This is a genomic window from Variovorax sp. OV084 (genome assembly GCF_900111625.1).
In the GTDB taxonomy this organism is placed as follows: Bacteria; Pseudomonadota; Gammaproteobacteria; order Burkholderiales; family Burkholderiaceae_C; genus Variovorax.
Map to the genome: position 1 here is coordinate 322,819 of NZ_FOII01000004.1, position 25,137 is coordinate 347,955.

The 25,137-nt window shown below is 66.6% G+C and carries 23 protein-coding genes; 10 read left to right on the forward strand and 13 right to left on the reverse strand.

Going from position 1 to position 25,137, the window contains the following annotated elements; translation table 11 throughout:
- The first annotated feature begins 52 nt into the window (after window positions 1-52).
- Window positions 53-1,375, forward strand: a complete 1,323-nt coding sequence (gene gshA / locus BMW87_RS14250; RefSeq protein WP_093076971.1) for a glutamate--cysteine ligase — start codon at window positions 53-55, stop codon at window positions 1,373-1,375.
- Window positions 1,376-1,554: 179 nt separating this feature from the next.
- Complete coding sequence (locus BMW87_RS14255; RefSeq protein ID WP_093054026.1) at window positions 1,555-3,423, forward strand: potassium transporter Kup; 1,869 nt, start codon at window positions 1,555-1,557, stop codon at window positions 3,421-3,423.
- 17 nt (window positions 3,424-3,440) lie between these two features.
- On the opposite strand, the gene BMW87_RS14260 is transcribed toward BMW87_RS14255, so the two are convergent.
- Window positions 3,441-4,364 (reverse strand): polysaccharide deacetylase family protein, encoded by a 924-nt coding sequence (locus BMW87_RS14260; protein WP_093076972.1) that lies wholly within the window; start codon window positions 4,362-4,364, stop codon window positions 3,441-3,443.
- A 13-nt stretch (window positions 4,365-4,377) separates the two neighbouring features.
- Window positions 4,378-4,809, reverse strand: coding sequence for a hypothetical protein (locus BMW87_RS14265; RefSeq protein ID WP_093077170.1), 432 nt, complete (start codon window positions 4,807-4,809; stop codon window positions 4,378-4,380).
- 145 nt (window positions 4,810-4,954) lie between these two features.
- On the opposite strand from BMW87_RS14265, the gene BMW87_RS35475 reads away from it, so the two are divergent.
- Both BMW87_RS35475 and gshB read left to right on the forward strand, forming a co-directional pair.
- Window positions 4,955-5,089 (forward strand): hypothetical protein, encoded by a 135-nt coding sequence (locus BMW87_RS35475; RefSeq protein WP_256216760.1) that lies wholly within the window; start codon window positions 4,955-4,957, stop codon window positions 5,087-5,089.
- A complete protein-coding gene (gene gshB, locus BMW87_RS14270) occupies window positions 5,089-6,048 on the forward strand; it encodes a glutathione synthase (RefSeq protein ID WP_093076974.1) in 960 nt (319 codons plus the stop codon). The genes BMW87_RS35475 and gshB overlap by 1 nt, the downstream gene beginning before the upstream one ends.
- 9 nt (window positions 6,049-6,057) lie before the next feature.
- Here gshB and BMW87_RS14275 read toward each other — a convergent pair whose 3' ends face one another.
- The 4 genes from BMW87_RS14275 to BMW87_RS14290 all read right to left on the reverse strand — a co-directional run bounded on the left by BMW87_RS14275 (window position 6,058) and on the right by BMW87_RS14290 (window position 11,907).
- Window positions 6,058-8,268 (reverse strand): TonB-dependent receptor, encoded by a 2,211-nt coding sequence (locus BMW87_RS14275; protein WP_093076975.1) that lies wholly within the window; start codon window positions 8,266-8,268, stop codon window positions 6,058-6,060.
- Window positions 8,269-8,385: 117 nt separating this feature from the next.
- The gene (locus BMW87_RS14280) at window positions 8,386-9,153 is read right to left on the reverse strand and encodes a class II glutamine amidotransferase (protein WP_093054034.1); all 768 of its coding nucleotides are present in this window, start codon (window positions 9,151-9,153) and stop codon (window positions 8,386-8,388) included.
- 53 nt (window positions 9,154-9,206) lie between these two features.
- Window positions 9,207-10,346, reverse strand: coding sequence for an ABC transporter substrate-binding protein (locus BMW87_RS14285; RefSeq protein WP_093054036.1), 1,140 nt, complete (start codon window positions 10,344-10,346; stop codon window positions 9,207-9,209).
- Between the two features lie 73 nt (window positions 10,347-10,419).
- Entirely contained in the window at window positions 10,420-11,907 is a 1,488-nt protein-coding gene (locus BMW87_RS14290) for a DHA2 family efflux MFS transporter permease subunit (protein WP_093076977.1), read from the reverse strand.
- A gap of 128 nt (window positions 11,908-12,035) precedes the next feature.
- On the opposite strand from BMW87_RS14290, the gene BMW87_RS14295 reads away from it, so the two are divergent.
- Window positions 12,036-13,349 (forward strand): zinc-binding metallopeptidase family protein, encoded by a 1,314-nt coding sequence (locus tag BMW87_RS14295; RefSeq protein ID WP_093076978.1) that lies wholly within the window; start codon window positions 12,036-12,038, stop codon window positions 13,347-13,349.
- Here the strand turns inward: BMW87_RS14295 and BMW87_RS14300 are convergent.
- The 4 genes from BMW87_RS14300 to BMW87_RS14315 are packed head-to-tail and all read right to left on the reverse strand — an operon-like array spanning window position 13,340 to window position 16,057.
- Complete coding sequence (locus tag BMW87_RS14300) at window positions 13,340-13,576, reverse strand: cysteine-rich CWC family protein (protein ID WP_093076979.1); 237 nt, start codon at window positions 13,574-13,576, stop codon at window positions 13,340-13,342. The two genes, BMW87_RS14295 and BMW87_RS14300, sit on opposite strands and share 10 nt — an antisense overlap.
- Window positions 13,573-14,829 carry a 6-phosphofructokinase gene (locus BMW87_RS14305; protein WP_093076980.1) on the reverse strand — a complete coding sequence of 419 codons (1,257 nt, stop codon included), beginning with the start codon at window positions 14,827-14,829 and terminating at the stop codon, window positions 13,573-13,575. Before BMW87_RS14305 ends, BMW87_RS14300 begins: the two co-directional genes overlap by 4 nt.
- A gap of 55 nt (window positions 14,830-14,884) precedes the next feature.
- Window positions 14,885-15,700 carry an enoyl-CoA hydratase-related protein gene (locus BMW87_RS14310; protein ID WP_093077172.1) on the reverse strand — a complete coding sequence of 272 codons (816 nt, stop codon included), beginning with the start codon at window positions 15,698-15,700 and terminating at the stop codon, window positions 14,885-14,887.
- Window positions 15,701-15,733: 33 nt separating this feature from the next.
- Window positions 15,734-16,057 (reverse strand): DUF2917 domain-containing protein, encoded by a 324-nt coding sequence (locus BMW87_RS14315; protein ID WP_093054270.1) that lies wholly within the window; start codon window positions 16,055-16,057, stop codon window positions 15,734-15,736.
- An 82-nt stretch (window positions 16,058-16,139) separates the two neighbouring features.
- On the opposite strand from BMW87_RS14315, the gene BMW87_RS14320 reads away from it, so the two are divergent.
- Entirely contained in the window at window positions 16,140-17,075 is a 936-nt protein-coding gene (locus BMW87_RS14320; RefSeq protein ID WP_093076982.1) for a LysR substrate-binding domain-containing protein, read from the forward strand.
- A gap of 7 nt (window positions 17,076-17,082) precedes the next feature.
- Here BMW87_RS14320 and BMW87_RS14325 read toward each other — a convergent pair whose 3' ends face one another.
- Window positions 17,083-17,655 (reverse strand): fasciclin domain-containing protein, encoded by a 573-nt coding sequence (locus BMW87_RS14325; RefSeq protein WP_093054272.1) that lies wholly within the window; start codon window positions 17,653-17,655, stop codon window positions 17,083-17,085.
- 389 nt (window positions 17,656-18,044) lie between these two features.
- Here BMW87_RS14325 and BMW87_RS14330 point away from each other — a divergent pair, with 389 nt between their 5' ends.
- Together BMW87_RS14330 and BMW87_RS14335 are read left to right on the forward strand one after the other, a co-directional pair.
- On the forward strand, window positions 18,045-18,272 hold the full coding sequence (locus tag BMW87_RS14330) for a hypothetical protein (protein ID WP_093076983.1): 228 nt from the start codon (window positions 18,045-18,047) through the stop codon (window positions 18,270-18,272).
- Window positions 18,265-19,044, forward strand: a complete 780-nt coding sequence (locus BMW87_RS14335) for a hypothetical protein (RefSeq protein ID WP_093076985.1) — start codon at window positions 18,265-18,267, stop codon at window positions 19,042-19,044. Before BMW87_RS14330 ends, BMW87_RS14335 begins: the two co-directional genes overlap by 8 nt.
- A 34-nt stretch (window positions 19,045-19,078) precedes the next feature.
- On the opposite strand, the gene BMW87_RS14340 is transcribed toward BMW87_RS14335, so the two are convergent.
- Window positions 19,079-20,368 (reverse strand): MFS transporter, encoded by a 1,290-nt coding sequence (locus tag BMW87_RS14340; RefSeq protein WP_093076987.1) that lies wholly within the window; start codon window positions 20,366-20,368, stop codon window positions 19,079-19,081.
- 144 nt (window positions 20,369-20,512) lie between these two features.
- Here BMW87_RS14340 and BMW87_RS14345 point away from each other — a divergent pair, with 144 nt between their 5' ends.
- A complete protein-coding gene (locus BMW87_RS14345) occupies window positions 20,513-21,712 on the forward strand; it encodes a PDDEXK nuclease domain-containing protein (RefSeq protein WP_256216764.1) in 1,200 nt (399 codons plus the stop codon).
- Between the two features lie 57 nt (window positions 21,713-21,769).
- On the opposite strand, the gene BMW87_RS14350 is transcribed toward BMW87_RS14345, so the two are convergent.
- Window positions 21,770-23,944, reverse strand: coding sequence for a malate synthase G (locus tag BMW87_RS14350; protein ID WP_093076988.1), 2,175 nt, complete (start codon window positions 23,942-23,944; stop codon window positions 21,770-21,772).
- A gap of 206 nt (window positions 23,945-24,150) precedes the next feature.
- Between BMW87_RS14350 and hisC the strand changes: the two genes are divergently transcribed.
- Window positions 24,151-25,128: a histidinol-phosphate transaminase gene (hisC, locus tag BMW87_RS14355; RefSeq protein WP_093076990.1), complete on the forward strand. Its 978-nt coding sequence runs from the start codon at window positions 24,151-24,153 to the stop codon at window positions 25,126-25,128.
- Window positions 25,129-25,137 lie beyond the last annotated feature (9 nt).

Consider the following 25,137-nt stretch of genomic DNA (forward strand, 5'->3'; position numbering starts at 1 on the left):
AAATCCTACAATTCCGCTCCACCTTTAAGCACAAAACCAACAAGGCCGCCGCATGGTTCCGCATCTCGTCACCGCCCTGACCGGCCCGATCAACGAACTGGAGCAGCGGGTGCTCGACTCGATGCCCGCCATCGAGCGCTGGTTCCGGCTCGAGTGGATGGAGCACACGCCGCCGTTCTACAGCGCCGTCGACATCCGCAACGCCGGCTTCAAGCTGGCCCCGGTCGACACCAACCTCTTTCCGGGCGGCTGGAACAATCTCACCAAGGAGATGCTGCCGCTGGCGGTGCAGGCTGCTCAGGCGGCCATCGAGAAGATCTGTCCGGAAGCGCGCAACCTGCTCGTCATTCCGGAAAATCACTCCAAAAATACCTTTTATCTCGCCAACGTCGCGCAACTGGTGCGCATCTTCCACATGGCGGGGCTCAACGTGCGCATTGGGTCGATCGATCCGGCCATCAAGTCGCCCAAGAAGATCGAACTGCCGAACGGCGAGACCGTGACGCTCGAACCGGTGGTGCGCAGCAAGCGCCGCCTGGGCCTGAAGAACTTCGATCCTTGCACAATTCTGCTCAACAACGAGCTTTCTGCGGGAACGCCCGGCATCCTCGAAGATTTGCATGAGCAGTATCTGCTGCCGCCGTTGCACGCAGGCTGGTCGGTGCGCCGCAAGAGCAACCACCTGCACAGCTACGAGGAGCTGTCCAAGCGTCTCGGCAAGCTGCTGGGCATCGACCCGTGGCTCATCAACCCGATCTATGCGCGCGCCGAAGGCGTGGATGTGGCCGAGGGCCGCGGCATCGACGTGCTGACCAGCCATGTGGATGCGGTGCTGACCAAGGTGCGCCGCAAGTACAAGGAATACGGCATCAACGAGAAGCCGTTCGTGGTCGTCAAGGGCGGCCACAGCGGCAGCGGCAGCCCGGGCGTGGTGACGGTGCGCGATGCCAAGGACGTCGAGGCGCTGATCGGCAAGCCGCGCGACACCGCCAGCAGCGCCCCGGCCGGCAAGACCGGCGCCGGCCGCGAGCTGCGCGAGCCCACCGAGCTGATCGTCCAGGAAGGCGTGCTCACCAACGAGCGCGTGCACAACGGCGTGGCCGAGCCGGTGGTCTACATGATGGATCGCTACGTTGTCGGCGGTTTTTACCGCGTGCATGCCGAGCGCGCCGCCGACGAAAACCTCAAGCTGCCGGGCGCGAGCTTCGTGCCGCTGGCTTTTTCTGAAAGTGCGCACTTGCCACAGCCCGGCGCCAAGCCTGGCGCCAGCGCGCCCAACCGCTTCTACATGTATGGCGTGGTCGGCCGGCTGGCCATGGTGGCCGCCAGCTACGAGATGGAAGCGACCGATCCGGACGCCGAAATCTACGAATGATTGCCGGGGGCGGCTTGTGGCGGCTTGCGCCGACCACAAGCAACGGCAAAATAGCGGCCCCACAGCAACGGAAACAAAAGGGCGGGAGGGTGACGCAGGTGGACTAAAGTTCACACTTGCCTCGCCCCGGCGTGTCTGACGCGTCGATTCCAGCAGCCTGCCCTTTTCCCATCGACTTCGTGTCAGCCCCCAAAAATCTCTCAGCCGGCCTCATCGTCGGCGCCATCGGCGTCGTCTATGGCGACATCGGCACCAGCGTGCTGTATGCCGTCAAGGAAGTGTTCGGCCACGGCCACGTGCCGTTCACCGTCGAGAACGTCTACGGCATCCTCTCGATGTTCTTCTGGACACTCACCGTCATCGTCTCCATCAAGTACGTCGTGCTCGTGCTGCGCGCGGACAACGAAGGCGAGGGCGGCCTCGTTGCCATGCTGGCGCTGGCCTCCCGCGCGGTGGCCGACAAGCCCAGGCTGCGCCACCTGCTGCTGGTGGTCGGCATCTTCGGCACTTCGCTCTTCTACGGCGACGGGGTCATCACCCCGGCCATCTCGGTGCTCTCGGCGGTCGAGGGCCTGGAGGTGGTGTCGCCGCACTTCACGCATTACGTGATCCCGCTCACGCTGGTCGTGCTGTTCTGTCTCTTCGTGGTGCAGAAGCGCGGCACGGCGGGCATCGGCAAGTTCTTCGGGCCGATCACGCTCGTGTGGTTCCTGGCGATTGCCGTGCTTGGCGTGTCGCAGATCCTGCACCACCCCGAGATCCTGAAGGCGCTGAACCCGTTCTATGCGCTGAAGTTCATGTGGGACAACCCGGGCACCAGCTTCATCCTGCTGGGCGCCACCGTGTTGTGCGTGACCGGTGCCGAGGCGCTGTACGCCGACCTGGGCCACTTCGGCAAGAGCCCGATCCGCATTGCGTGGTTCTCGGTCGTGATGCCGGCGCTGACGCTCAACTACTTCGGCCAGGGCGCGCTGCTGCTGGAGAACCCCGAGGCGGTGAAGAACCCGTTCTTCATGATGGCGCCCGAATGGGCGCTGATTCCGCTGGTGCTGCTGGCCACGGCGGCCACGGTGATCGCGTCGCAAGCCCTCATCACGGGCGCCTTCAGCGTCACGCGCCAGGTCATCCAGCTGGGCTACCTGCCGCGCCTGAACATCGAGCACACCAGCGTGCGCACGGCGGGCCAGATCTACATTCCGCTGGTCAACTGGGGCCTGTTCGTGGCCATCGTTCTGGCGGTGGTCATGTTCCGCTCGTCGAGCAGCCTGGCCGCGGCCTACGGCATTGCCGTGACCACCGACATGCTGATCACCACGGTGCTGACCTTCTTCGTGATCCGCTACGCGTGGAAGCTTCCGCTGGCGCTGTGCATCGCATCGACAGCGGTCTTCTTCGTGGTCGACTTCCTGTTCTTCGCGTCGAACCTGCTCAAGCTGTTCGAGGGCGGCTGGTTCCCGCTGCTGATCGGCGGATTCGTCTTCACGCTGATGATGACGTGGAAGGAAGGACGCCGCCTGATGGGCGAGGCGCAGCATGCCGATGCGATCGACCTGAAGTCCTTTCTCGACTCGGTGTTCGTGAGCCCGCCGGCGCGTGTCGACGGCACGGCGGTGTTCCTCACGGCCGAGCCGGGCACCGTGCCGAATGCGTTGCTGCACAACCTGAAGCACAACAAGGTGCTGCACGAACAGAACATGTTCGTCACCGTGCGCAACCACGAGGTGCCGTGGATTCCGATGGACAAGCGCATCGAGATCGAGGCGCTCGGCCACCACTGCTGGCAGATCATCGTGCACTACGGCTTCAAGAACGACATCGACCTGCCGCGCGCGCTCGAAAACGCGCGTATGCGCGGCTGCCAGCTGGAGCCGATGACGACCAGCTACTTCCTGTCGCGCGACGTCGTGATTCCGACGCTCGGCAGCGGCATGGCGCCGTGGCGCGAGAAGCTGTTCGCGCAGATGCACCACAACGCGAGCGGGGCGGCGGCATTCCTGGGGCTGCCGAACAACGCGGTGGTGGAGCTGGGGTCGAAGATCGAAATCTGAGGCTCAGGCAGGGCGCCTCAGTCGAATTCTCCTGGGCGCTCCTTCGCGAGCCCTTCCACGTGCGAGGCGATCGCGCCCGGCGTGGTGAACCAGATCTCGCCCCGGTCGCGCGCCTGCGCCAGGTACGTGAGTGCGGTGCGCAGGTGCCGCAGCCGATAGGGCTGGCCCACGATGTACGGGTGCAGCGCCAGGCCCATCACCAGCGGCTGCGTGCGCGACTGTTCGAGCATCTCCTCGAAGTTGTCGATCACCATCGAGCTGAAGTCCTTTGCGTCCATCAGGCGGCCGACGATCATCGGGATGTCGTTGAGCTCCTGCGGATACGGCACCGACCACAGCGAGCCGCCGCTGCGTGTGCGCATGCGCAGCGGCTGGTCGTCGTGGCACCAGTTGAGCGTGTAGCTGTAGCCGGTCTCGGCCAGCAGGTCGGGCGTGACGGCGCTTTCCGAGATCCATGGCGAGAGCCAGCCGGCGGGTGCCTGCCCGCTCCCGCGCACCATGCGTTCGCGGCAGCGCTGCAGCAGCGCGCGTTCGTGCACTTCGTCGAGCGCGCCCTGGCGCTCGGCATTGCTGTGGCCGTGGCCGATCAGCTCGTCGCCGCGCGCCACCAGCGCCTGGACCAGCTCGGGGCAGTGGTCGTACAGCGCGGTGTTGACGAGCGCGCCGGTGGGCAGCGCGAGCGCGTCGAACAGCTCCAGGCAGCGCCACGCGCCGACGCGGTTGCCGTACTCGCGCCAGCCGTGGTTGAGCACGTCGGGTTGCGGCGAGGCCGGGCCGATGCATGCGCCCAGCCCGTCGCCGAAGGCGAAGTGTTCGATGTTGAAGCCGATGTACACCGCCAGCCGCGCGCCGTTCGGCCACACGTAGTCGGGCCGCCGCGTGATGGGCCGGTAGTCGAAGCGGTCGTGTGTGGGAAGCCGGTCGGGCCAGCGCGTCGTCATGCCTGGGGCCTCATCACAGCACGGCGAGGCCGGCGCGCACCAGCAGCCATTCGGCGCTGTCGTTCCACACGTCCATCTGCACGATCAGGCCGTGGCGCACCACGTAGCGGTCGACATAGCGATTGCCTTCGAAGGCCGTGCCGTCGGGCCACGCGCCGTAGAGCGTGCCGAGGCTGTAGACCACCGTTTCCTCGGGCGTGCCGCCGGCCACCGTTTCGGTGCGCTCGATCTTCTTCTTGACCCACGCATAGCGCTTTGCGTTGAAGGCGGAGGTGTCGCCGGGCGCCTGCATTGGCCGGTTGCCGGTGAAGCGGATGCGGATGCCGGGCGCGGTGAAGCGGGAGGCCGACTCCGGGTCGGGAATCATCACCAGGCGAAGGAACTCGTCGACCACGGCGGCGGGGTCGAGCGCGGGGTTGCTCTGCTGCGAAACGGATGCGTCCACGGGGTTCTCCAATCTTGCTGGGCCATGGCGGTGCACGGCGGGATGTCGCGACTGGGTTCGTGCAATTCCCGTGCCTGATGGTTGACATTATGGAATTCAGATTGTTGACAATCTGGTGCTGCCGGCCTCCCGGCACAATCGCCCGATGCGATTCCCCAAGCTCGGCCGGACGCATGAAGAAAAGGCCCCGCCCGGCAAGGACATCGCCGCTTCCGGCAACATCGCGCCCGATATCCCGGTGGCAGCCGCCGCTCCCGGCACCGCAAGAAAGAACGCCTGATGAAAAACATCCTCTTCGTCGCCGATCCGCTTGATCATTTCAAGATCTACAAGGACACGACCTTCTCGATGATGCGCGAGGCGCAGCGCCGCGGCCACCGCATCGCGGCCTGCCTGCCGCAGGACATTCAGTGGAAGTCGGGCGGCGTGGTCACGGCCACGGTGCAGCAGATCACGCTGACCGGCGACCCGAAAGATTGGTACAGCGTCGACATCACCGAGGCCAAGGCACTAAAGGACTTCGACGCCGTGCTGATGCGCAAGGACCCGCCCTTCGACGCCGAGTACATCTACGCCACGCACCTGCTGGAGCAGGCCGAGCGCGAGGGCGCGCAGGTGGTGAACAAGCCGCGCGCGCTGCGCGACCACCCCGAGAAGCTCGCGATCATGGAGTTTCCGCAGTTCACCACGCCCACGCTGGTAACGCGCAGCTCGCAGGCCGTGCGCGACTTCCATGCCGAGCACGGCGACATCATCCTGAAGCCGCTCGACGGCATGGGCGGCATGGGCATCTTCCGCGTGCGGCAGGACGCGCTGAACCTCGGCTCCATCGTCGAGACGCTCAACAAGGACGGCGCCGAGACGATCATGGTGCAGCGCTTCGTGCCCGAGATCGTGCAGGGCGACAAGCGCATCCTGATCATCGCGGGCGAGCCGGCGCCCTTCGTGCTGGCGCGCATTCCGCAGGGCACCGAGGTGCGCGGCAACCTGGCTGCGGGCGGCAAGGGCGTGGCGCAACCGCTGACCGCGCGCAATCGCGAGATCGCCGAGACCGTGGGCCGTGCGCTCGCGCCGCGCGGGCTGCTGCTGATCGGGCTCGACGTGATCGGCGACTCGGTGACCGAGATCAACGTGACCAGCCCGACCTGCTTTCAGGAGATCACCGAACAGACCGGCTTCGACGTGCCGGCGATGTTCATCGATGCGCTGGAAGAGACCCTGCGCAAGCAGGGCCGCTGACGCAGCAGGTCAGAAGTCGATGGTGCCGCTCACCGCGAAGGTGCGCGGCGCGCCCAGCACCAAGTAGTTGCTGCCCTGCGTGCCGCCCACCGAGGCCCAGTACGACTTGTTGAACAGGTTGTCGATGCGTGCGCGCAGCGTGAGCGCGCGGCCGTTGCCGAGGTCGACCAGGTAGCGCGCGCCGATATCGAAGCGCGTCCACGACGGCACCGACTGCGTGTTGGTGGCGTTGGCGTACTGCTTCGATGTGTACAGCACGCGTGCGTTCAGCGACAGGTTGCGCACGCCGGGCACGTCCCATTCGGCGCCGAGATTGGCCTGCTGCTTGGCCACGCCGATGGCGGTGAGACCGTCGGTCGCGCCGCCTTGCGTGTTCTTCTGCTTGGCGTCGAGCAGCGTCAGGCCACCGAGCAAGCGCAGGCCCTTGGTGGGCTGGCCGAACACCGAGAACTCCAGGCCCTGGTTGCGCTGCTTGCCGTAGAGGCCGTAGGTCTGGCCCGAGTAGTAGTAGGTGGGCTGGTCCGTGGTGAAGAACGCGGCGCTGGCGCCGAGCGTGCCGCCGTCGTACTTGACGCCGACTTCCTTCTGCTTGGCCTGGTAGGGCGCAAAGATTTCGCCGGCGTTGGTGACGGGGCGGTTGTTCACCGTGGTGCCCGCCACGTTGCCCTTGACGAGGCCTTCGATGTAGTTGGCGTAGGCCGAGACAGTCGGCGTGATCTTGAACACGACGCCGGCCACCGGCGTGGTCTTGCTCTTGTCGTAGGTGCTCGTCTGCTTGAGCGTGGTGTAGGCGAAGCTGGTCTGCTCGATGGTCTGGCGACGCGCGCCGAGGGTGACGAGCAGGCGGTCGTCCATGAAGGACATGGTGTCGGCGATGGCCACGCTCGAGGTGTCGATCTTGTCGGTCAGGCGCGGGTCTTCCAGCGTATTGCCGGTGAAGGCGTTGGCGACCGGGTATGCCGTTGCGTACGGTGCGTAGATGTTGTTGCGGATGGTGCCGCGCGAGATCGTGTACGCGTTGTCGCGGTCGTTGCTGTACTTGGCGACCGAGGCCACCACCGTGTGTTTCACCGGGCCGGTCGCGAAGTTGCCGCGCACGCCGAGTTCGGCGGTGCCGATGCGGTCCTTGCGGGTGTTGCTGAAGCGAGTGTTGCTGGTGTTGCCGAACGAGTCGGCGAGCGTGGGGTTCGACAGCACGTTGTCTTCGCTGCTGCGGCGCACGCCGCCGGCGGCCCAGGCCGTGATGTTGTCGGTGATGTCGACTTCGCCGCGGAAGGTGGCGAACTTGTCCTTTTCCTTCGAGTAGGTCCAGGGCTGGGCGAAGTTGGTGCGGGCGTCGGGCGCGCGGGGGATCGGCAGCGTGGACGAGGGCGTCAGGCTCGGGCGGCCGTCTTTCAGGTCGTAGTCTTGGTAACCGAAGTCGGCCGACAGGCGCACGTTGCGGTTGTGCCAGTCGAGGCCCACGCCGAAGGCGCTGAGCTGCTGGCTTTCGTTCTTCACGCCGGTGCCGCCTTCGCGGCGCACAGCGTTCACGCGAATGCCCAGGCTGTCGTCGGGACCGAAGCGGCGGGCCAGGTCGAGGTTGACGAAGCCCTGGCCGCCGGTCTGCACGCCGAAGCCGACGCGGGTGAGCGGCTCGTTGGGCGCGCGCTTGGGCAGCAGGTTGATCGCGCCGCCGATGCCGCTGCCGCCGGGCGCGGCGCCGTTCAGGAAGGTGTTGGCGCCGCGGAACACCTCCACGCGCTCGAAGAACTCAGAAGCGATGTACTGGCGCGGCAGCATGCCGTAGAGGCCGTTGTACGAGACGTCGTCCGAGTAGACGGGGAAGCCGCGCACCACGTACAGCTCCTGGAAATTGCCGAAGCCGCGCGCCTGGCGCACCGACGGGTCGTTCAGCAGCACGTCGGCCACGCTCTTGGCCTGCTGGTCCTGGATCAGTTCGTTGGTGTAGTTGGTGCTGGAAAACGGCGTGCTCATCATGTCCTGGTTGCCCAGGATGCCGACCCGCCCGCCGCGCGCCACCTGGCCGCCCGCATAGGGCTTGGTCAGGCCTTGGGCCGATGCATCGGCGCTGGCCTCCACGGTCACCGTGGAGAGCGTGCCGCTGGCCGCTGCCGCAGCCGGCTCGGCAGTGGTGGTTTGGGCCAGGGCGGCCACGGTGTTGAGCGCGAGCAGCGACGCGACCACGGTTGGCCGGAGGAAGAAGCGGGGAGCGGGCATGGACGATCCAGATAAGATGCAAATGAGAACGGTTATTGTTCACTCGATTGCATCCACCTGTTGATACTTTCTTGCAATGTTGCAAAAAAGTGTCAGTCGAAAGACTTCACATCTGCGTCAGAACCCGGATCGCTGCCCGTCCACGAACACATGCAGCTCGCCCGGCGCGAAGGGTGTCCAGGTCTCGTTGGTGGTCAGCGGCGCGGTGACGACCACGGCCACGCGGTCGTTGGGCGTGGTGTGCTGCGCGAAGTCGATCTCCACGTCTTCGTCCGACAGCTGCGCGGTCACGAAGGGGTGGCGGCGCTCCACGTACCAGAGGTTGGTCGAGGCATGGGCCCACAGCGCCTGTCCGTTGGACAGCATGAAGTTGAAGGTGCCGTGGCTCGCGAGCTGTGGCGCCAGCTCGCGCAGCGTGAGTGTCAGCTCTTCGATGCTCGGCACGCCCGCGTGCGACTTGGCCAGCTCCTGCATGATCCAGCAGAAGGCGTGTTCGCTGTCGGTGTTGCCCACCGGATGAAAGTTGCCGTGCAGCCGCGGGCGGAATTCCTTCAGATCGCCGTTGTGGGCGAACACCCAATAGCGCCCCCACAGTTCGCGCACGAACGGGTGGCAGTTCTGCAGGTTGACCTCGCCCTGAGTCGCCTTGCGGATGTGCGCCACGACGTTGCGGCTCTGGATGGGATAGCGCCGGATCAGCTCCGCAACCGGCGATTCGCTCGCCGGCTGGTGGTCGACGAAATGGCGCAGCCCGCGGTCCTCGAAGAACGCGATGCCCCAGCCGTCGGCGTGGTGGTCGGTGCGGCCGCCGCGTTGCGCGAACCCCGTGAAGCTGAAGGTCACGTCGGTCGGCGTGTTGCAGTTCATTCCTAGCAATTGGCACATGGCGCTATTAGAGCGCGAGTGCCGGCCGGCCGTGCGGCGGATCCGCTCGCCGCTCAGCGCACGAAGCGGCCCTCGGGCGTGACGCGCACCATTTCGATGAAGCGCGAGCCGGTGGTGTTGCCGGTCGAGAAATCGATGTCCATGCCGGCCAGGCGGAACTTGAGCGCGCGCAGCGTCGCATGCAGGCGGGCGCGCGTCAGGTCGCGGCCGGTGCGCTTGAGTGCCTCGATCATCACCAGCCCGTTCAGGTAGCCCTCGAAGCTGCCGTAACCCACCGGTACCTGTGCCCGCTCCGCCAGCCGGCGATAGTCGCGCGTCACCGTCTCCACCTCGCCCCAGGGATAGGGCATGACTTGCGAGATCGCGAGGCCGCCCGCCTGCAGGGCCACCACCTTGGCCGTGACTTCGCCCGGCACGATCGACATGCCGTAGAACATCGGCTTGCTGCCGGCGGCGTAGGTGGCCTTGATCACCTCGCCGGCCACGGTGCCGGCCAGGTACATCAGGATGGCCTGCGACTGGCTGTCGGCCAGCGCCTTGCCGGCGGCGGCGGCGTCGGAGCCGTCGCCCTTGGCGACCACCTTGGCCGTCGGCACCAGCTTGTGGGGGACCATGGCCGCCTCGATCAGCTTGACCGCCTCGGCGCCGCCGGGGTTGTCGAGGTGGGCGATCGCGATCTTGTTCACACCGATGGTCGCCAGGTGCTCGACCAGGGCCTGCGCTTCACGGGCGTTGCTGGCGCGCACGAAGTAAGCCGATCCCGCGACGCGTTCGCGCGCGCTGTCGCCCACGCCGTAGCCGCCCACGCTGGGCGCGCCGCTCTGCTGCAGCAGCTTGGCCGCGGCGGCCGTGGTGCCCGAGCCCACGCAGCCGAAGAAGGCGAACACGCGATGGTCGTTCAGCAGCTTGGTGTAGTTCTCTACCGCCTTGTCGGCCTTCAGCTCGTCGTCCAGCGCCACCATCTTGATCTTGCGCCCGTTCACGCCGCCCTGTTCGTTGACGGCATCGAACGCCAGCGCGGCACCGTTGTGCACGACCTTGATCTGCGATCCGAGCGGCCCGCTCAGCACGGCCGAACTGCCGAGCACGATTTCACTGTCGCTCACCCCCGTTTCGGCGGCTTGCGCGGAAGAGAGCCGAGCGAGCCCGGCGGCCGCCACGGCCGTCGAGGCGATAAAACTTCTGCGTTGCATGTAAGACCCATCCCAACTGATTTAACAAATTCTCACAATTAGAGACGATGGGTTCTTTCGTACTACTTGGTGCTTACCCTGACTGTGGCGGGCGGCGCAATTGCCACGCTGCGCAGATGGCCAGCGCGCAAAGGCCGGCGAGCATCGCGAAGACCTCGTCGAAGGCCGCCAGCCGCGCCTGGCTGCTCATCGGATTGGCCAGCGAATCGCCATGCGCCGCGAGACGCCACTCGAGCACGATGGCGCACAGGCTCACGCCGGCCGCGCCGCCCAGCATGCGCACGAAGTTGATGGCGCTCGCGCCCTGCGGAATCAGCGGCTTGGCCAGCGGCCGCATCGAGCCCAGGTTGAGCGAAGGCAGGATGAAGCCCAGCCCGATGCGCCCGATGATCGCGAAGGCCACCAGCAGCCACAGCGCGCTGTCGAGCCGCAGCACCATCATCAGCGCGAACGAGGCCGCCAGCAGCACGAGCCCGATCGTCACCAGCACCCAGGTCGGATGCTTGTCGGCCAGCCGGCCCACGCCGGCGATGGTCAGCGCCAGCACGATGCCCGCCGGCAGCAGGATGGTGCCCACGTGCGATGCGGAAAGATGCAGCCCCACCTGCATGTACACCGGCAGCAGGTAGGTCGAGCCGAACAGCGCCGTGCCGTAGATGAAGGCGACCACGCTGCCCATCGCAAACTGCCGGTACTGGAAGAGCGCGAGGTTCATCAGCGGCGTGCCGCCCGAGGCCGCGAGTCGCCGCTGCCACCAAACGAAGATGCCGAACGCCAGCAGCGCACCGGCCAGCAGCAGGCCCGCCTGCAGCGGTGAATCGCCGCGCAGCGCGACCAGCCCGTTCAGCAGGCACAGCGTGCCAACCGTGCCCAGCGCCAGCCCGCGCGCGTCGAGCCCGCTGCCGCGTACCGCGGCCACGCCGCCGGGCGCAGTCTTGGGCACGAACTTGTAGGCCAGCCAGAGCGAGGCCAGGCAGAACGGCACCACCATGAAGAAGATCGAGCGCCAGCCGAACAGGTCGACCAGCACTCCGCCGATGCTCGGCCCGATGGCAGGCGCCAGCACCACGCCCATGCCGAAGATGCCGCTCGCACGCCCCTGCTCGTGCGGCTCGAAGGCGCGCAGGATGATGATGGCCGGAATGGGCTGCACGACCCCCGCCGCCAGCCCTTCGGCCACGCGCGCGAACAGCACCAGCGAGAAGTCGTTGGCCACGCCGCCCACGATGCCACCCACCAGCAGCAACAGCATCGTGCCCACGTACGTGCGCCGGTAGCCGTAGCGCGACAGCAGCCACGGCGTGGTGAGCATCGACACCGTCATCGCCACCATGAAGCCCGAGCTCACCCACTGCGCGCGCTCCTGGCCGAGCGAGAAGTGATGGCTCATGCCCGGAATCGCAACGTTGACGATGGTCGAGGACATGATCGACGCCATCGTCCCCACCATGACCGACAGCAGCAAGTACCAGCGGTAGCGTTCGCCATAGCGCTCGCGCAGCGAGCCGATGGAAGGCGGGGCCGGCGCGATCGCGGCTTCGGAAGTCTGTGGGGAGGTCATGGGGCGGCGGAATGTCTCGGGGTCCGTCGTCCTACAAGCATATCGGTCTTTGCACGGCCGGGACTGCGCGAGGCGGCCGCACAATGCATCCGCTGTCCCCTCCGCGTCAAGAAGATCAAGACAAGAACATGGACTCTTCACCCGACGAACAAGCCAATGCCCAGCAGGCTGCCATCGAGCCCGAAGGCGCGCCTACGCTTGCGGCCGAACTGGCCTCGCCGACCGTCAGCCGCGCCTATCGCTGCCAGTGCGGCCGCCCCGTCTTCCTGCGCAACAGCGAATGCCTGGCCTGCCACACGCCGCTGGGCTACGTGATCGACCGGCTCGGCGTCATGCCGCTCGCACCGGCAGTGGGCGAAGGCGCGCAGCCCGACACCTTCACCGTGTTCGGCGATCCGCACGGCAACACCTACCGCCGCTGTGCGAACCTCATGACGCCGGCCGCCTGCAGCTGGATGGTGCCCGCCGCGCGCGACGGCGAACAACTGCCTCCCGATACCCAAGGCCTTGCGCCGGGCTACTGCCTGGCCTGCAGCGTCACGCGCACCATCCCCGATCTCTCGCTGGAGAGCAACGGAGAACTCTGGCGCAAGCTCGAAACCGCCAAGCGCCGGCTCATCTCGCAGCTGCTCGCGCTCGGCCTGCCGGTGGTGAGCCGCCATGTCGATCCCGTGCACGGCCTGACCTTCGACTTCCTCAGCAACATGCCGGGCGGCCCGCACGTGATGACCGGCCACCAGCACGGCGTGATCACCCTCAACGCCGAGGAGGCCGAAGACGCCGTGCGCGAGCGCATCCGCGCCGAGATGCGCGAGCCCTACCGCACGCTGCTCGGCCACTTCCGCCACGAGATCGGCCACTACTACTGGGACCTGCTGGTGCTGCCCACGCCGTGGATCGACGACTTCCGCGCGCTCTTCGGCGACGACCGCGCCGACTACGCCGCCGCGCTGCAGACCCACTACGAGCAGGGCCCGCCGCCCGACTGGGCCGACCGCTTCGTGAGCAGCTACGCGAGCACCCATCCGTGGGAAGACTGGGCCGAGACCTGGGCCCACTACCTGCACATGGCCGACACAGCAGACACAGCCATGAGCTTTGGCGTCGACGCGACCAACGTCGAGCTCACGAGCGACCTGTTCACCCTCGACGACCTGTGGCAGCCGGAAGATCCCGATGCCGGCAAGTTCCTGGACTTCATCAATGGCTGGGTGCTGCTCACCAATGTGCTCAACGAACTGTCGCGCAGCATGGGCCAGCCCGATTACTACCCCTTCGTGCTGCCGCGCGTGGCGGTGGGAAAGCTGCAGTTCATTCACCGCGTGATCACACAGCAGCGGCCGGGCGATGCGCCGACGATGGTGGTGGCTGGCGATGTGGCCGACCCTGCACCCGAGCAGGTGCAATCACAGACGCAATCGCAAAGCTCCGGTCAGCCCTGAGGCGGCGACTCGCCCGTCGCGCAGCGCATGCAGATGCACGCCAGCCCGCGCATGTCTTCCGGCAGGTTCGTGAGCGGCGCCCTGCTGAAGTCGACCTGCATGCACCAGCAGGGTGGCTGCGTTTGCCCCATCTCTCGTTCGATCTCCATCGCGCAGCGGTTCGGCTCGCCGCACAGCGGACAGCGCGTGGCGTCGATCAGACCCGGGACTGCCGCCAGAGTGGTCATGCGATCTCGAAGGCCGGCAGCTTCTTCGGCACGGCCACGTTCTGCAGCGTCACGTACACCGGCAGCCCGCCGCTGTAGGCCGGGTAGTCCTCGCCCTCGATCAGCGGCAGCAGGTAGCGACGGCACTTCTCGGTAATGCCGTAGCCGTCGTCCGAAATGAAATCGCGCGGCATCGGCTTCTCGACGTTGGCGACGGATTCGAGCGGCGCGCTGCCGATGCGATAGGCATACGGCACGTCGGACGTGCGCTCGATGGTCGGCATCACCGCGTTGCGGCCTTCCAGCGCCAGTTCCACCGCGCGCTGGCCCAGCTCGTAGGCCTGCTTCACGTCGGTGGCAGAGGCGATGTGGCGCGCCGCGCGCTGAAGGTAGTCGGCCACGGCCCAGTGGAACTTGTGGCCCAGCGCTTCCTTGACCATCTGCGCCACCACCGGCGCGGCTCCGCCGAGTTGCGCATGGCCGAAGGCGTCGCGCGTGCCCTGCTCCGCGAGAAAGGTGCCGTCGGGGTGATGGCAGCCTTCGGACACCACCACCGAGCAGTAGCCGTGCTGCTTCACCAGTTCGTCGACACGTGCGATGAAGCGTGCCTTGTCGAATTCGATCTCCGGGAACAGCACCACCACCGGAATGCCCTGGTCCGCCGCCAGGCCGCCCGCCGCGGCGATCCAGCCCGCGTGCCGGCCCATCACTTCGAGCACGAACACCTTGGTCGACGTAGCCGCCATCGAGCGCACATCGAACGAAGCCTCGATGGTCGACACCGCCACGTACTTCGCGACCGAGCCGAAGCCGGGGCAGCAATCGGTCAGCGGCAGGTCGTTGTCGATGGTCTTGGGCACGTGGATGGCCTGCAGCGCATAGCCCATCGACTGCGACAGCTGGCTCACCTTGAAGCAGGTGTCGGCCGAATCGCCGCCGCCGTTGTAGAAGAAGTAGCCGATGCCGTGCGCCTTGAACACCTCGATCAGCCGCTCGTACTCGCGCCGATTCTTCTCCAGTGACTTGAGCTTGTAGCGGCACGAGCCGAAGGCGCCCGAAGGTGTGCTGCGCAGCGCCGCGATTGCTTCGGCAGTTTCGGCGCCGGTGTCGATCAACTCCTCGGTCAGCGCGCCGATGATGCCGTTGCGCCCGGCGTAGAGCTTGCCGATGCGGTCCGGGTGCCGGCGCGCCGTTTCGATCACGCCGCAGGCCGACGCGTTGATGACCGAGGTGACGCCGCCCGACTGGGCGTAGAAGGCGTTGAGGATGGGCATGCGCGGGATTCTCCCGCAGCCCTAAGGCAGGCGCCAGTGCCGGCGTGTCAGGATGTCAGCGGCTCTCGAAGACAGGCGGCCGCTTCTGCAGGAAAGCACTCACGCCTTCGCGGAAGCTGGGGCGGTCGATCAGCTCGCGCTGGCGCTCGCTCTCGTAGTGCAGCTGCTCCTTCAGCGTGTGGTGCTCGGAGGCCTCGAAGGCTTCGCGCGCTTCGAGCACGGCATGCGCCGGCAGGCGGGCGAGGCGCTGCGCGATGCCCTTGGCTTCTTCCAGCAACTGCTCGTCGTCCACGCAGGCCCAGATCAGCCCCCACTGCACGGCACGCCCCGCGCCCACGCGCTCGTCGAGCAGGGCCATGCCCATTGCACGTGCCCGGCCGGCGCGGCGCGGAATGGCCCAGGTGCAGCCGAGGTCGGGCACGATGCCGAGCTTCGGCAAAAAGGGCAGGTAGAAGTAGGCGCTGCGTGCCGCGATGGTCACGTCGGCTGCCAGCGCCAGGCCCACGCCGGCACCGGCCGCCGGGCCATTGACTGCGGCAACTACCGGCACCGGCAAGCTGCGCAGCGTTTCGATCAGCGGGTTGCTGAGCTCCTGCATCCACTCGGCAGTCTGTGTGCCCAGTGACTTGTCTTTGTCGCCCGGCGCCATCGCGCTCAGGTCGGCGCCCACGCAGAAGGCCTTGCCGGCGCCCGTGAGGATCACGGCGCGCACCGAGCGGTCGTCGCGTATGCGTTCCAGCGCATCACGCAGTTCGACCTGCAGGCCGTGCGCGATCGGGTTGAGCTTGGCGGGCAGGTTCAGCGTCAGCGTTGCGATGCCGTCGGCCTGTTCCTGGAGGATGAAGGGTTGTGTCGGTGCGTCGGGGCTCATGGGCATCGATGGTTCGGCGCCCATGGAGCACGGTCAAGCCGGGGACAACCCGTGGGGCAGAAGTCGCCAAGGCGACCATGCACGCGAACGCGCGGGCAGCGGCATCGCGGCCGGCTGTGCGTCAGACACCGTGATGCACGACGGCTCCAGCGCCGACACCAGCACGCGCCGGTGGTCGGTGCTCTCGAAGCGGTCGCCGGGCTCCAGCACGATGTCGCGCGTATCGCGGTCGAGCGTGACCCACACCGAGCCGCTGCGGCACTCGATGCCCACGCCCGCGCCGTCGGGCACGGTGAAGACGGAACGTTTCGGCAGGTTGACGTGGAAGCGGGAGGTGTTGGAAGAAGAGGTGCTCATGGCAAGCTCCATTGCATTCGTGATACGAATGAATATAGTGAGCCGACCTCCCCTTTGCACACGGTCATTCGGAACTCGTTGCATGCACTCAGAGAATGCGAAAGCCCCAGGCGCCATGAGCGGCGAGCTACCGCCGCTCGAACTTCTGCGCAGTTTCGAGGCGGCCGCGCGCCGGCTGAGCTTCACGCTGGCGGCTGGCGAACTGCACCTGACGCAATCGGCCGTCAGCCGGCAGATCCAGCAACTCGAAGCCAGCCTGGGCGTGCTGCTGTTCGAGCGCCGCCACCGCGCGCTGGCGCTCACCGAGGCCGGCGGCGTGCTGCAGCGAGCCGTTACCGACAGCCTGGAGCGGCTGCGCGACGCCACGGCGCGCGTGCGTGCGAGTTCGGCGCCGCGCCAGGTGGCGATCACCACCACGCCGGGTTTTGCATCGATCTGGCTCATTCCCAAACTGGCGCGCTTCACCGGCAGCCATCCGCAGGTCGACGTGCGCGTGTCGGCCACGCTCGACGTGCTCGACCTGGAAAGCAGCCGCATCGACCTGGCCGTGCGCTTCGCGCCCATCGGCCGCGGCATCGGACCGGCGCTGTTCGAGGAGTCCGTCATCCCGCTGTGTTCGCCGCAGCTTGCCGCATCGCTGCGCCAGCTCTCGGACTTTTCGAAGCTCACGCTGCTGACCGTGGAATACCCCGACCACAGCGAAGCCCCGACCGCCGACTGGGAGCCTTGGCTCAAGGTGATGGGGCTGGAAGACCTGCGCATGAAGAGCACGCTGCGCTTCACGCAGTACGCCGATGCCGTGGCCGCCGCGGTGGCGGGGCAGGGCGTGGTGATCGGCCGGCTGCCGTTGCTGAGCGAACTGGTGCGCGATGGCCGGCTCGTGGCGCCGCTCGGCGAAGGCGCCGCATCGCACCGCGGCTATTTCATCGAGATGTCGAGGCGCGCCGCGGGCAACCGCGACGCGCAGGACTTCGCGCAGTGGCTGCGCGACGAAGCCGAGGCCGCGCAGCGAAGCTGACCGACGATCAACCCGGCAGCAGCACCTTGTTGACGACGTGGATCACGCCGTTCGACTGGTAGACGTTGGCGATCGTCACCATCGCCGTGCCGCCCTTGGCGTCGGTCACCATCACGTTGCTGCCGCTCATCGTCGCGGTCAGCGTGCCGCCGCTCGCGGTCTTCAGCGTGGCCTTGCCGCCGCCTGCGTTGATGGCGCTCATGAGCGCCGGGCCGTCCATCCTGCCGGGCACCACGTGGTAGGTCAGCACCTTGGTCAGCGTGGGCTTGTTCTCGGGCTTGAGCAGCGTGTCGACAGTGCCGGCCGGCAGCGCGGAGAAGGCCGCGTTGGTCGGTGCGAACACGGTGAACGGGCCGGGGCTCTTCAGCGTGCCGACCAGGTCCGCGGCCTTCACTGCGGCCACCAGCGTCGTGTGGTCCTTCGAATTCACGGCGTTGTCGACAATGTCCTTCGTCGGGTACATCGCGGCGCCGCCGACCATCGGGTTCGTCGACGACATGCCGCCGCTGCTGCCGCCCATGCCGCCCGCGCAAGCGCCGAGCAGGACCGAAACGCCGACTGCAATCATGAGTTTTTTCATTGAAGGCTCCTGAAAAGAATGGTTCTTGAAGTTCTCTGCGGAAACCGCCGGCAGCTCGGAGGCGCGATGCGCTTGAGTCGAATACGGCGCGGCCGCGCAACTGGATTCACGCGTCGGCTTTGCGCCACAACCGCGCGTGCGGCGCTTGCGCATCACGAGCGCGCTCGACAGAATCCGCCCTTCGTTTTTCAGCAACATTTTCTTTTCACCGCGCCTGGCGACGACCAACCTCCCGGGCGACAAACCAATTCAATGAACCGTTTCCTGAACACCTGACCCGCACACCGACCGCCCCGGCCGGACGTGCATCCACGCATCCGCCGAGGCCCGTCGACAAAGGCCCCGCGCAGCCATTCGCCGGGGCCTTTTTGTTTTTGGAGTGTGTGCACATGAGTGCTCAACGAAAGGCCCGCGACGACGACAAGCGTCTGGGCCGGTTCTATTTTTCGGTGCCGACTGCGGCACCTCGCAATCCAGTGGTGGCTGCGATGGCGCGCGGCGAATCGAGCCAGGGCGCGGGACGTCACCTGCGTACGCACCGCGCGGAACGGCGTGCGCAGAAGGTGGCGCTGCAGAAGGCTGCGCGCAGCCTGGGCGGGAGGGGCGACGATGCGTGAAGACATGGACAAGGTCATCGTCGAGCGGCCGCGAGGCGGCTGGCGCGTGCAGGGAGATGGGCGCAAGTGGCGCAACAGCAAGGACCGGGGGTCGCACCTGGGCATGAAGCGCGGCCATGCCCACCCGAAGTGGCTCAGCGAAAACCTCGCGCCGCTCAAGCGCTGGTTGCACAAGCAGGTGCACCGGCCGTGGAACAAGGTGTACGCCGAACTCTGTAGCGGCATTGACCGCCGCAGCACGGTGCAGGCGCACATCTTCGAGCACATCGACGGCTTCGTGGAGCGCAGGGCCGAACTGCGCGACGGCCAGGGGTGGGTGCCTGCCGAGCGGTGGCGGAGCCGCCTTCGCACGCTACTGAGTGAAGCGGCACATGTGGAACTCTTCGTGCATCCGGTCACCGGCATCCTGCTGCCCAACCGGCGCTTGCATGAAGCGCGCAAGGCGCAGAAGCTGGCTTATCGCGCCGCGTGGAGCAGGCCGCCGGCCGGCAAGGCGCCTGTCTTTCATGTGATCGACGAGGTCACGCAATGGCACCGCATCGATGGCTGCTGGTTCGAGGTCACGCTCGCGCCGCTGCCCGAGTTGCGGCGGACGATGCTCGATGTGACGTACTACGACCTGTTGCGCCGCTGCCCGGTCACGCGGCGCGGCGGTTGCGAAAAGCCGGCCTTCGGTTCAGCCGATCATCGGGAGATGTATGGGCGCGATCATGTGTACGCCTCCGCCATGCGCAGACTCAGCCAATGGGAGGTGCGAAAGCGTTTTGGCTGATCGCCGGCGGCGTGCTGATGCTGGCGATCAAGCGCTAGCCAGCTCGCGCCGGCGCCCGCGGCAGCACGAGGAACGCAATCGTGCCCGCGGCCAGCATGCCCGCCACCGTGAGGAACACCGCGCGGTACGGCTCGACCTCATGCGCCACAGCCCACGATGCGGCCACGCCGGTCGTCCACTGCATCAGCGAGACGCCGAGGAACATGGCCATGTTCATCAGCGCCATCGCGCGCCCCGTCATGGCGGCCGGGTAGGCGTTCTTGGTGTACGCGTACTGCAGCACGCTGTAGCCGGACAGCAGGCCATAGATGATCGGCAGGCCGATGTCCACGATGCGCGAATGCGTGAGCGCCATCGCGCCGAACATCAGCGCACCGGCGAACGCGCATCCCATCATCCAGCGCGTGCGCCGCGCGCCGCCCGGGTCCATGCGGCCGAACAGCATCGGGCTGATCATGCCGGCGACGGTCATCACCAGTGCGACGTTGCCGCTGGCCACCAGCGAGAGGCCGTGGCGGTCGTGGAGCACCGGGCCGAGCCACAGGCCTCGCAGCGTGATGAATGCCGCGTACGACACGCAGGCGAAGCACACCAGCCCCAACGTATGGGGCATCGCGAACAGAGGCACCAGTTCGCGCACGGCCTTGCGCAGCGACTGGCGCTCGGCTGGCACGGGCTGCGGGTTCGCGAGTGCAGCGGGCTCGCGCACGCGCCAGAAGATGACCAGCCACGAGAGCACCGCGAATGCGGCCAGCACCGCGTAGCCGGCGCGCCAGGACGCAGCCTCGATCAGCAAGGCCAGCGGCGTGCCGGTGAACAGGATGCCCATGCCGGCCATGCTCATCACCAGCCCCGACATCGCGGTGAAGCGCGAGGCATCGAAATGCCGCGCGATGAACACCGTGCAGGCCAGGAACGCCGGCGCGCAACCGACGCCGATCAACGCCTGCCCGAGCAGCAGTGCGTGGAAGTTCGGCGCCACCGCGCACAGCGCTGCGCCAGCGATGGCCAGGGGAAAGGCTGTCAGCACCGTGCGGCGCACGCCGAAGATGTCGATCGACACGCCCATCGCGAGCTGCATGATCCCGAAGGCGAAGTGGAAGGTGCCTGCCCACATGCCGAGTTGCTGGGGCGTCAGGCCGAAGTAGCCGCTGAGGGGCGTGGCCATCATGGCGCCAACGGTGCGGAAGGCCTGGCTCAGGGCGAAGGCGGTGGCGAGGGCGATCAGCATCGCGGTGGTCGAGTCGGACCAGCGGAAAAAGCGTGAGCTGGAGCCGGGGTTGCCGGTGCGCTCCGCGGGCTTGGATGCCGCGTTCGGGTTCATGGGGCGAGAGGCCAGGAAGGATGGGCGACCTGGATGCTAGTTGATCATGGAGCGCGCGTAGTCGCGGCGGCGACGCTTTGTGCGCATTCGACTGAGCATGACAGGTACCCCCATAATTTCCAGACAACTCTTCAGAGCTTCGCATTGCCAACGCCCTCCACCTCCCCCAGTACCCGCACGGCAAAGGGTGCGCCAGCCGCGCAGCCGCTTTTCAGCCGTGTGCGCGAGATCCTGGATGCTGCACGTGCCGGTGTAGCGCGTACGGTCAACACGACACAGGTCGCGGCCAACTGGTTGATCGGACGCGAGATCGTCGAGGAAGAGCAGCGAGGGCGGCGCCGAGCGGGCTATGGCGCCAAGCTGCTTGCCGATCTGTCGACCCGCCTGAATGCCGAGTTTGGTCGCGGCTATTCCGTGGACAACCTGGAAGCGTTCAGGCAGTTCTATCTGGACTATCCGCAACTGATTTCCGAGACGGCGTCTCGGAAATCGACCGCACCGCTGGTGCTGCCTCTTCAAGCCAGTTCCGAGACGCCGTCTCGGAAATCCGATGGCGGCACGGACTGGTGCCCCGGATTGCTGCACCCGTCTCTTTCGTGGAGTCACTACCGCCAACTCTTGCGTGTGACGAGGCCGCAAGCGCGTGCCTTCTACGAGATCGAAGCGATCCGAAGCGCGTGGTCCGTGCGTGAGCTCCAGCGCCAGACGGCCAGCCTGCTGTACGACCGCCTGGCCAAAAGCAAGGACAAGAGGGGGTTGATGCGATTGGCAACTCACGGCCAGGAGGTGATGCAGCCGCTCGATGCCTTGAAAGACCCGGTAGTCATTGAGTTCCTCGGCCTGCCGGAGTCCCCGAGGCTGGTCGAGTCTAAGCTGGAGCAGGCGCTCATCGACAACCTGCAAACCTTCCTGCTCGAGCCGGGCAAGGGCTTTGCATTTGTGTCGCGTCAGGAGCGCATCACCATCGACGGCGACCACTTCTACATCGATCTGGTCTTCTATCACGCAGTGCTCAAGTGCTATGTGCTCATCGATCTCAAGGTCGGCAAGCTGACTCATGGCGACCTCGGTCAGATCCAGTTCTATGTGAACTACTACGACCGCGAGCGTCGCACTGAAGGCGACAACCCGACTTTGGGCGTGATCCTTTGCCCGGACAAGAACGATGCCGTGGTGAAGTACACCTTGGGCGAGCAGCAGGAGCGCAATATCTTCGCCAGCCGCTACCAGTTGCACCTGCCGACCGAGCAGGAACTCGAACGAGAGTTGCGCCGGGAAATCCGGCAGTTATCCATGACGCCGCAGCTCAAGAGGGCCTCCAGGAAGAAAGCGCCGGGCGCATAAAAAACGGCACCCGAAGGTGCCGTTTGTGTGGCTTGGCTTGCTTTGCCTGATCGGGTCTCAGGCTTCGCCCTTGACCTTCAACCGCCACGCATGCAGCAGCGGCTCGGTATACCCGCTCGGCTGCTCGATGCCCTTGAACACCAGGTCCTGCGCCGCCTTGTAGGCCGACGAGGTCGTGAAGTTGCCGGCCATCGGCTGGTACAGCGGGTCGCCCGCGTTCTGCTCGTCGACCACCTTGGCCATGCGCTGGAAGGTCTCGTCGACCTGCGCCTTGGTCACCACGCCGTGCAGCAGCCAGTTGGCGATGTGCTGGCTGGAGATGCGCAGCGTCGCGCGGTCTTCCATCAGGCCGACGTTGTGGATGTCGGGCACCTTGGAGCAGCCCACGCCCTGGTCGATCCAGCGCACCACGTAGCCGAGGATGCCCTGCACGTTGTTGTCGATTTCCTGCTGGCGCTCTTCGGCAGTCCACTTGGCGTCGGCCGCGATCGGCACCTGCAGCAGCGCGTTGAGGATGTTGTCGCGCTCGCCGTCGGCGTCGATCTTTTCCAGTTCCTGCTGCACCGCGGTCACGCTGACCTGGTGGTAGTGCAGCGCATGGAGCGTGGCGGCGGTGGGCGAGGGCACCCAGGCGGTGTTGGCGCCGGCCTTGGGGTGGCCGATCTTCTGTTCGAGCATGGCGGCCATCAGGTCGGGCATGGCCCACATGCCCTTGCCGATCTGCGCCTTGCCGCGCAGGCCGCACGACAGGCCGACCAGCACGTTGTTCTTTTCGTAGGCGCCGATCCACGCGCTGGACTTCATGTCGCCCTTGCGGATCATCGGGCCGCCCTGCATGGCGGTGTGCATTTCGTCGCCGGTGCGGTCGAGGAAGCCGGTGTTGATGAAGGCCACGCGCGCGGCGGCCTCGGCGATGCAGGCCTTCAGGTTCACGCTGGTGCGGCGCTCCTCGTCCATGATGCCGAGCTTCACGGTGTTGGCGGGCAGGCCGAGCAACTGCTCGACGCGGCCGAACAGCTCGCTCGCGAAGGCCACTTCGGCCGGGCCGTGCATCTTCGGCTTGACGATGTAGATGCTGCCGGTGCGCGAGTTGCCCTTGCGCTTCAGGTCGATGGTGGCGATGGTGGTGGTCACCACGGCATCGAGGATGCCTTCGGGGATTTCCTTGCCGCCGGCATACAGCACGGCGGGGTTGGTCATCAGGTGGCCCACGTTGCGCAGGAACATCAGCGAGCGGCCGTGCAGCTTGACGGGCTTGCCGTCGGCGCCCGTGTATTCGCGGTCGGGGTTGAGGCCGCGCGTGAAGGTCTTGCCGCCCTTGGCGACTTCTTCCGTCAGCGTGCCTTCGACGATGCCGAGCCAGTTCGAATACGCGACCACCTTGTCGGCCGCATCGACCACGGCCACCGAGTCTTCGAGGTCGAGGATGGTCGAGAGCGCGGCTTCGAGCACCAGGTCGCTCACGCCGGCCGCGTCGCTCTTGCCGATCGGCGTGCTGCGGTCGATGCGAATGTCGAGGTGAATGCCGTTGTGCTTGAGCAGCACCGACGACGGCGCGGCGGCGTCGCCCTGGTAGCCGATGAACTGCGAGGCATCGGCCAGGCCGGTGCTGCTGCTTTGCAGTGTGACGACGAGCTTGCCGTCCTTCACGCTGTAGCCGGTGGCCATCTTGTGCGAGCCGTTTTCCAGCGGCGCGGCCTGGTCGAGCACGTTGCGCGCGAACTCGATGACCTTGGCGCCGCGCACGGGGTTGTAGCCCTTGCCCTTTTCGGCGCCGTCGGCTTCGGAGATGGCATCGGTGCCGTAGAGCGCGTCGTACAGCGAGCCCCAGCGTGCGTTGGCGGCATTGAGCGCGTAGCGCGCGTTCAGGATGGGCACCACCAGCTGCGGGCCGGCCTGCAGCGCGAGTTCGGAGTCGACGTTGGCCGTGCTGGCCTTCGTGCCCTTGGGCTGCGGCAGCAGGTAGCCGATCTTCTCGAGGAAGGCGCGATACGCCGGCATGTCGGCGATCGGGCCGGGGTTCTTCTTGTGCCAGGCGTCGAGTTCGCTCTGCAGTCGGTCACGCTCGGCGAGCAGGGCGATGTTCTTCGGCGCGAGGTCGCTGACGATGGCGTCGAAGCCCTTCCAGAAGACGTCGCTGGCCACGCCGCTGGCGGGCAGGACCTTGTCTTCGATGAAGCGGTGGAGCTCGGTCGCGACCTGGAGTCCGTGGGCGGTGGTGCGGGCGGTCATGGGGTTTCTCCTTGAGAAAAATGCAATCCTGGGGCGAACTTTATTCGATACTTTGCTGGCGAGTAAGAGCCGGAAGCGGGATTTATCCGTGACAAAAATGAAGGTAATCGCTGGCGAGCGGCCTGGGGCGCAAAGGGTAGGCACTGATAAGAACGCCGCAGGCGAGGGATATATTTAACTTCTTAAATAAATCCCGACCCGTTTCCATGATCCTCCTGGCCTCCAACGAAAACCCCCTCGGCATGCCCGAATCGGCCCGCCGCGCGGCCGCCGCCGCGCTCGCAGGCGCTGGCAACTACCCCGACAGCAACGGCACCGCGCTGAAGAACGCGCTGGCCGCGCGGCTCGACGTGCCGGCCGACTGGCTCACGCTGGGCAGCGGATCGAGCGAAATCCTCCATCTCGCGGCGCAGGTCAGCCTGAAGCCCGGCGAGGGCGTCGTCTATTCGCAGTACGGCTTCGTCGTCTACGCGCAGGCCACGGCGCAGGTCCATGCGCACGCAACTGTCGTGCCCTCGCTCAACTTCGGCCACGACCTGGGCGCCATGCGCGCTGCCATCGGCGACGACACGAAGCTGGTGTTCGTGGCCAACCCGAACAACCCGACCGGCACTTTCATCGATGCTGCGCCGCTGCTGGCCTTTCTGCAATCGGTGCCCGCGCACGTGACGGTGCTGCTCGACGAGGCCTACACCGAGTACCTGTCGCCTGCGCAGCGCTACGACAGCATCGAGTGGGTGCGACGCCTGCCCAACCTGGTCGTGGCGCGCACTTTCTCCAAGGCCTTCGGCCTGGCCGGGCTGCGCATCGGATACGGCGTGTCGCAGCCGGCGCTCACGGCGCGCATGAACGCGCACCGCCCGCGCTTCAACGTGACGACGCCAGCGCAGGCCGCGGCGGTGGCCGCGCTGGGCGATGCGGACTTCCTCGCGCGCACTTATGAGCTCAACACGGCCGGGCGCGACCAGCTCGCTGCGGGCTTCAAGGAACTGGGCCTCGAGTACGTTCCCTCGTCGGGCAATTTCCTGATGGTGCAGGTCGGCGACGCGCAGGCCGTGCATGCGCGCCTGCTGGCGGCCGGCATCGAGGTTTCGCTGCTCGGCAACTACGGCCTGCCGCAGTGGCTGCGCATCAGCATCGGCCTGCCCGAGCAGAACCGCGCGGTGCTGGCCGCGCTGCGCTGAGCAGGGCGG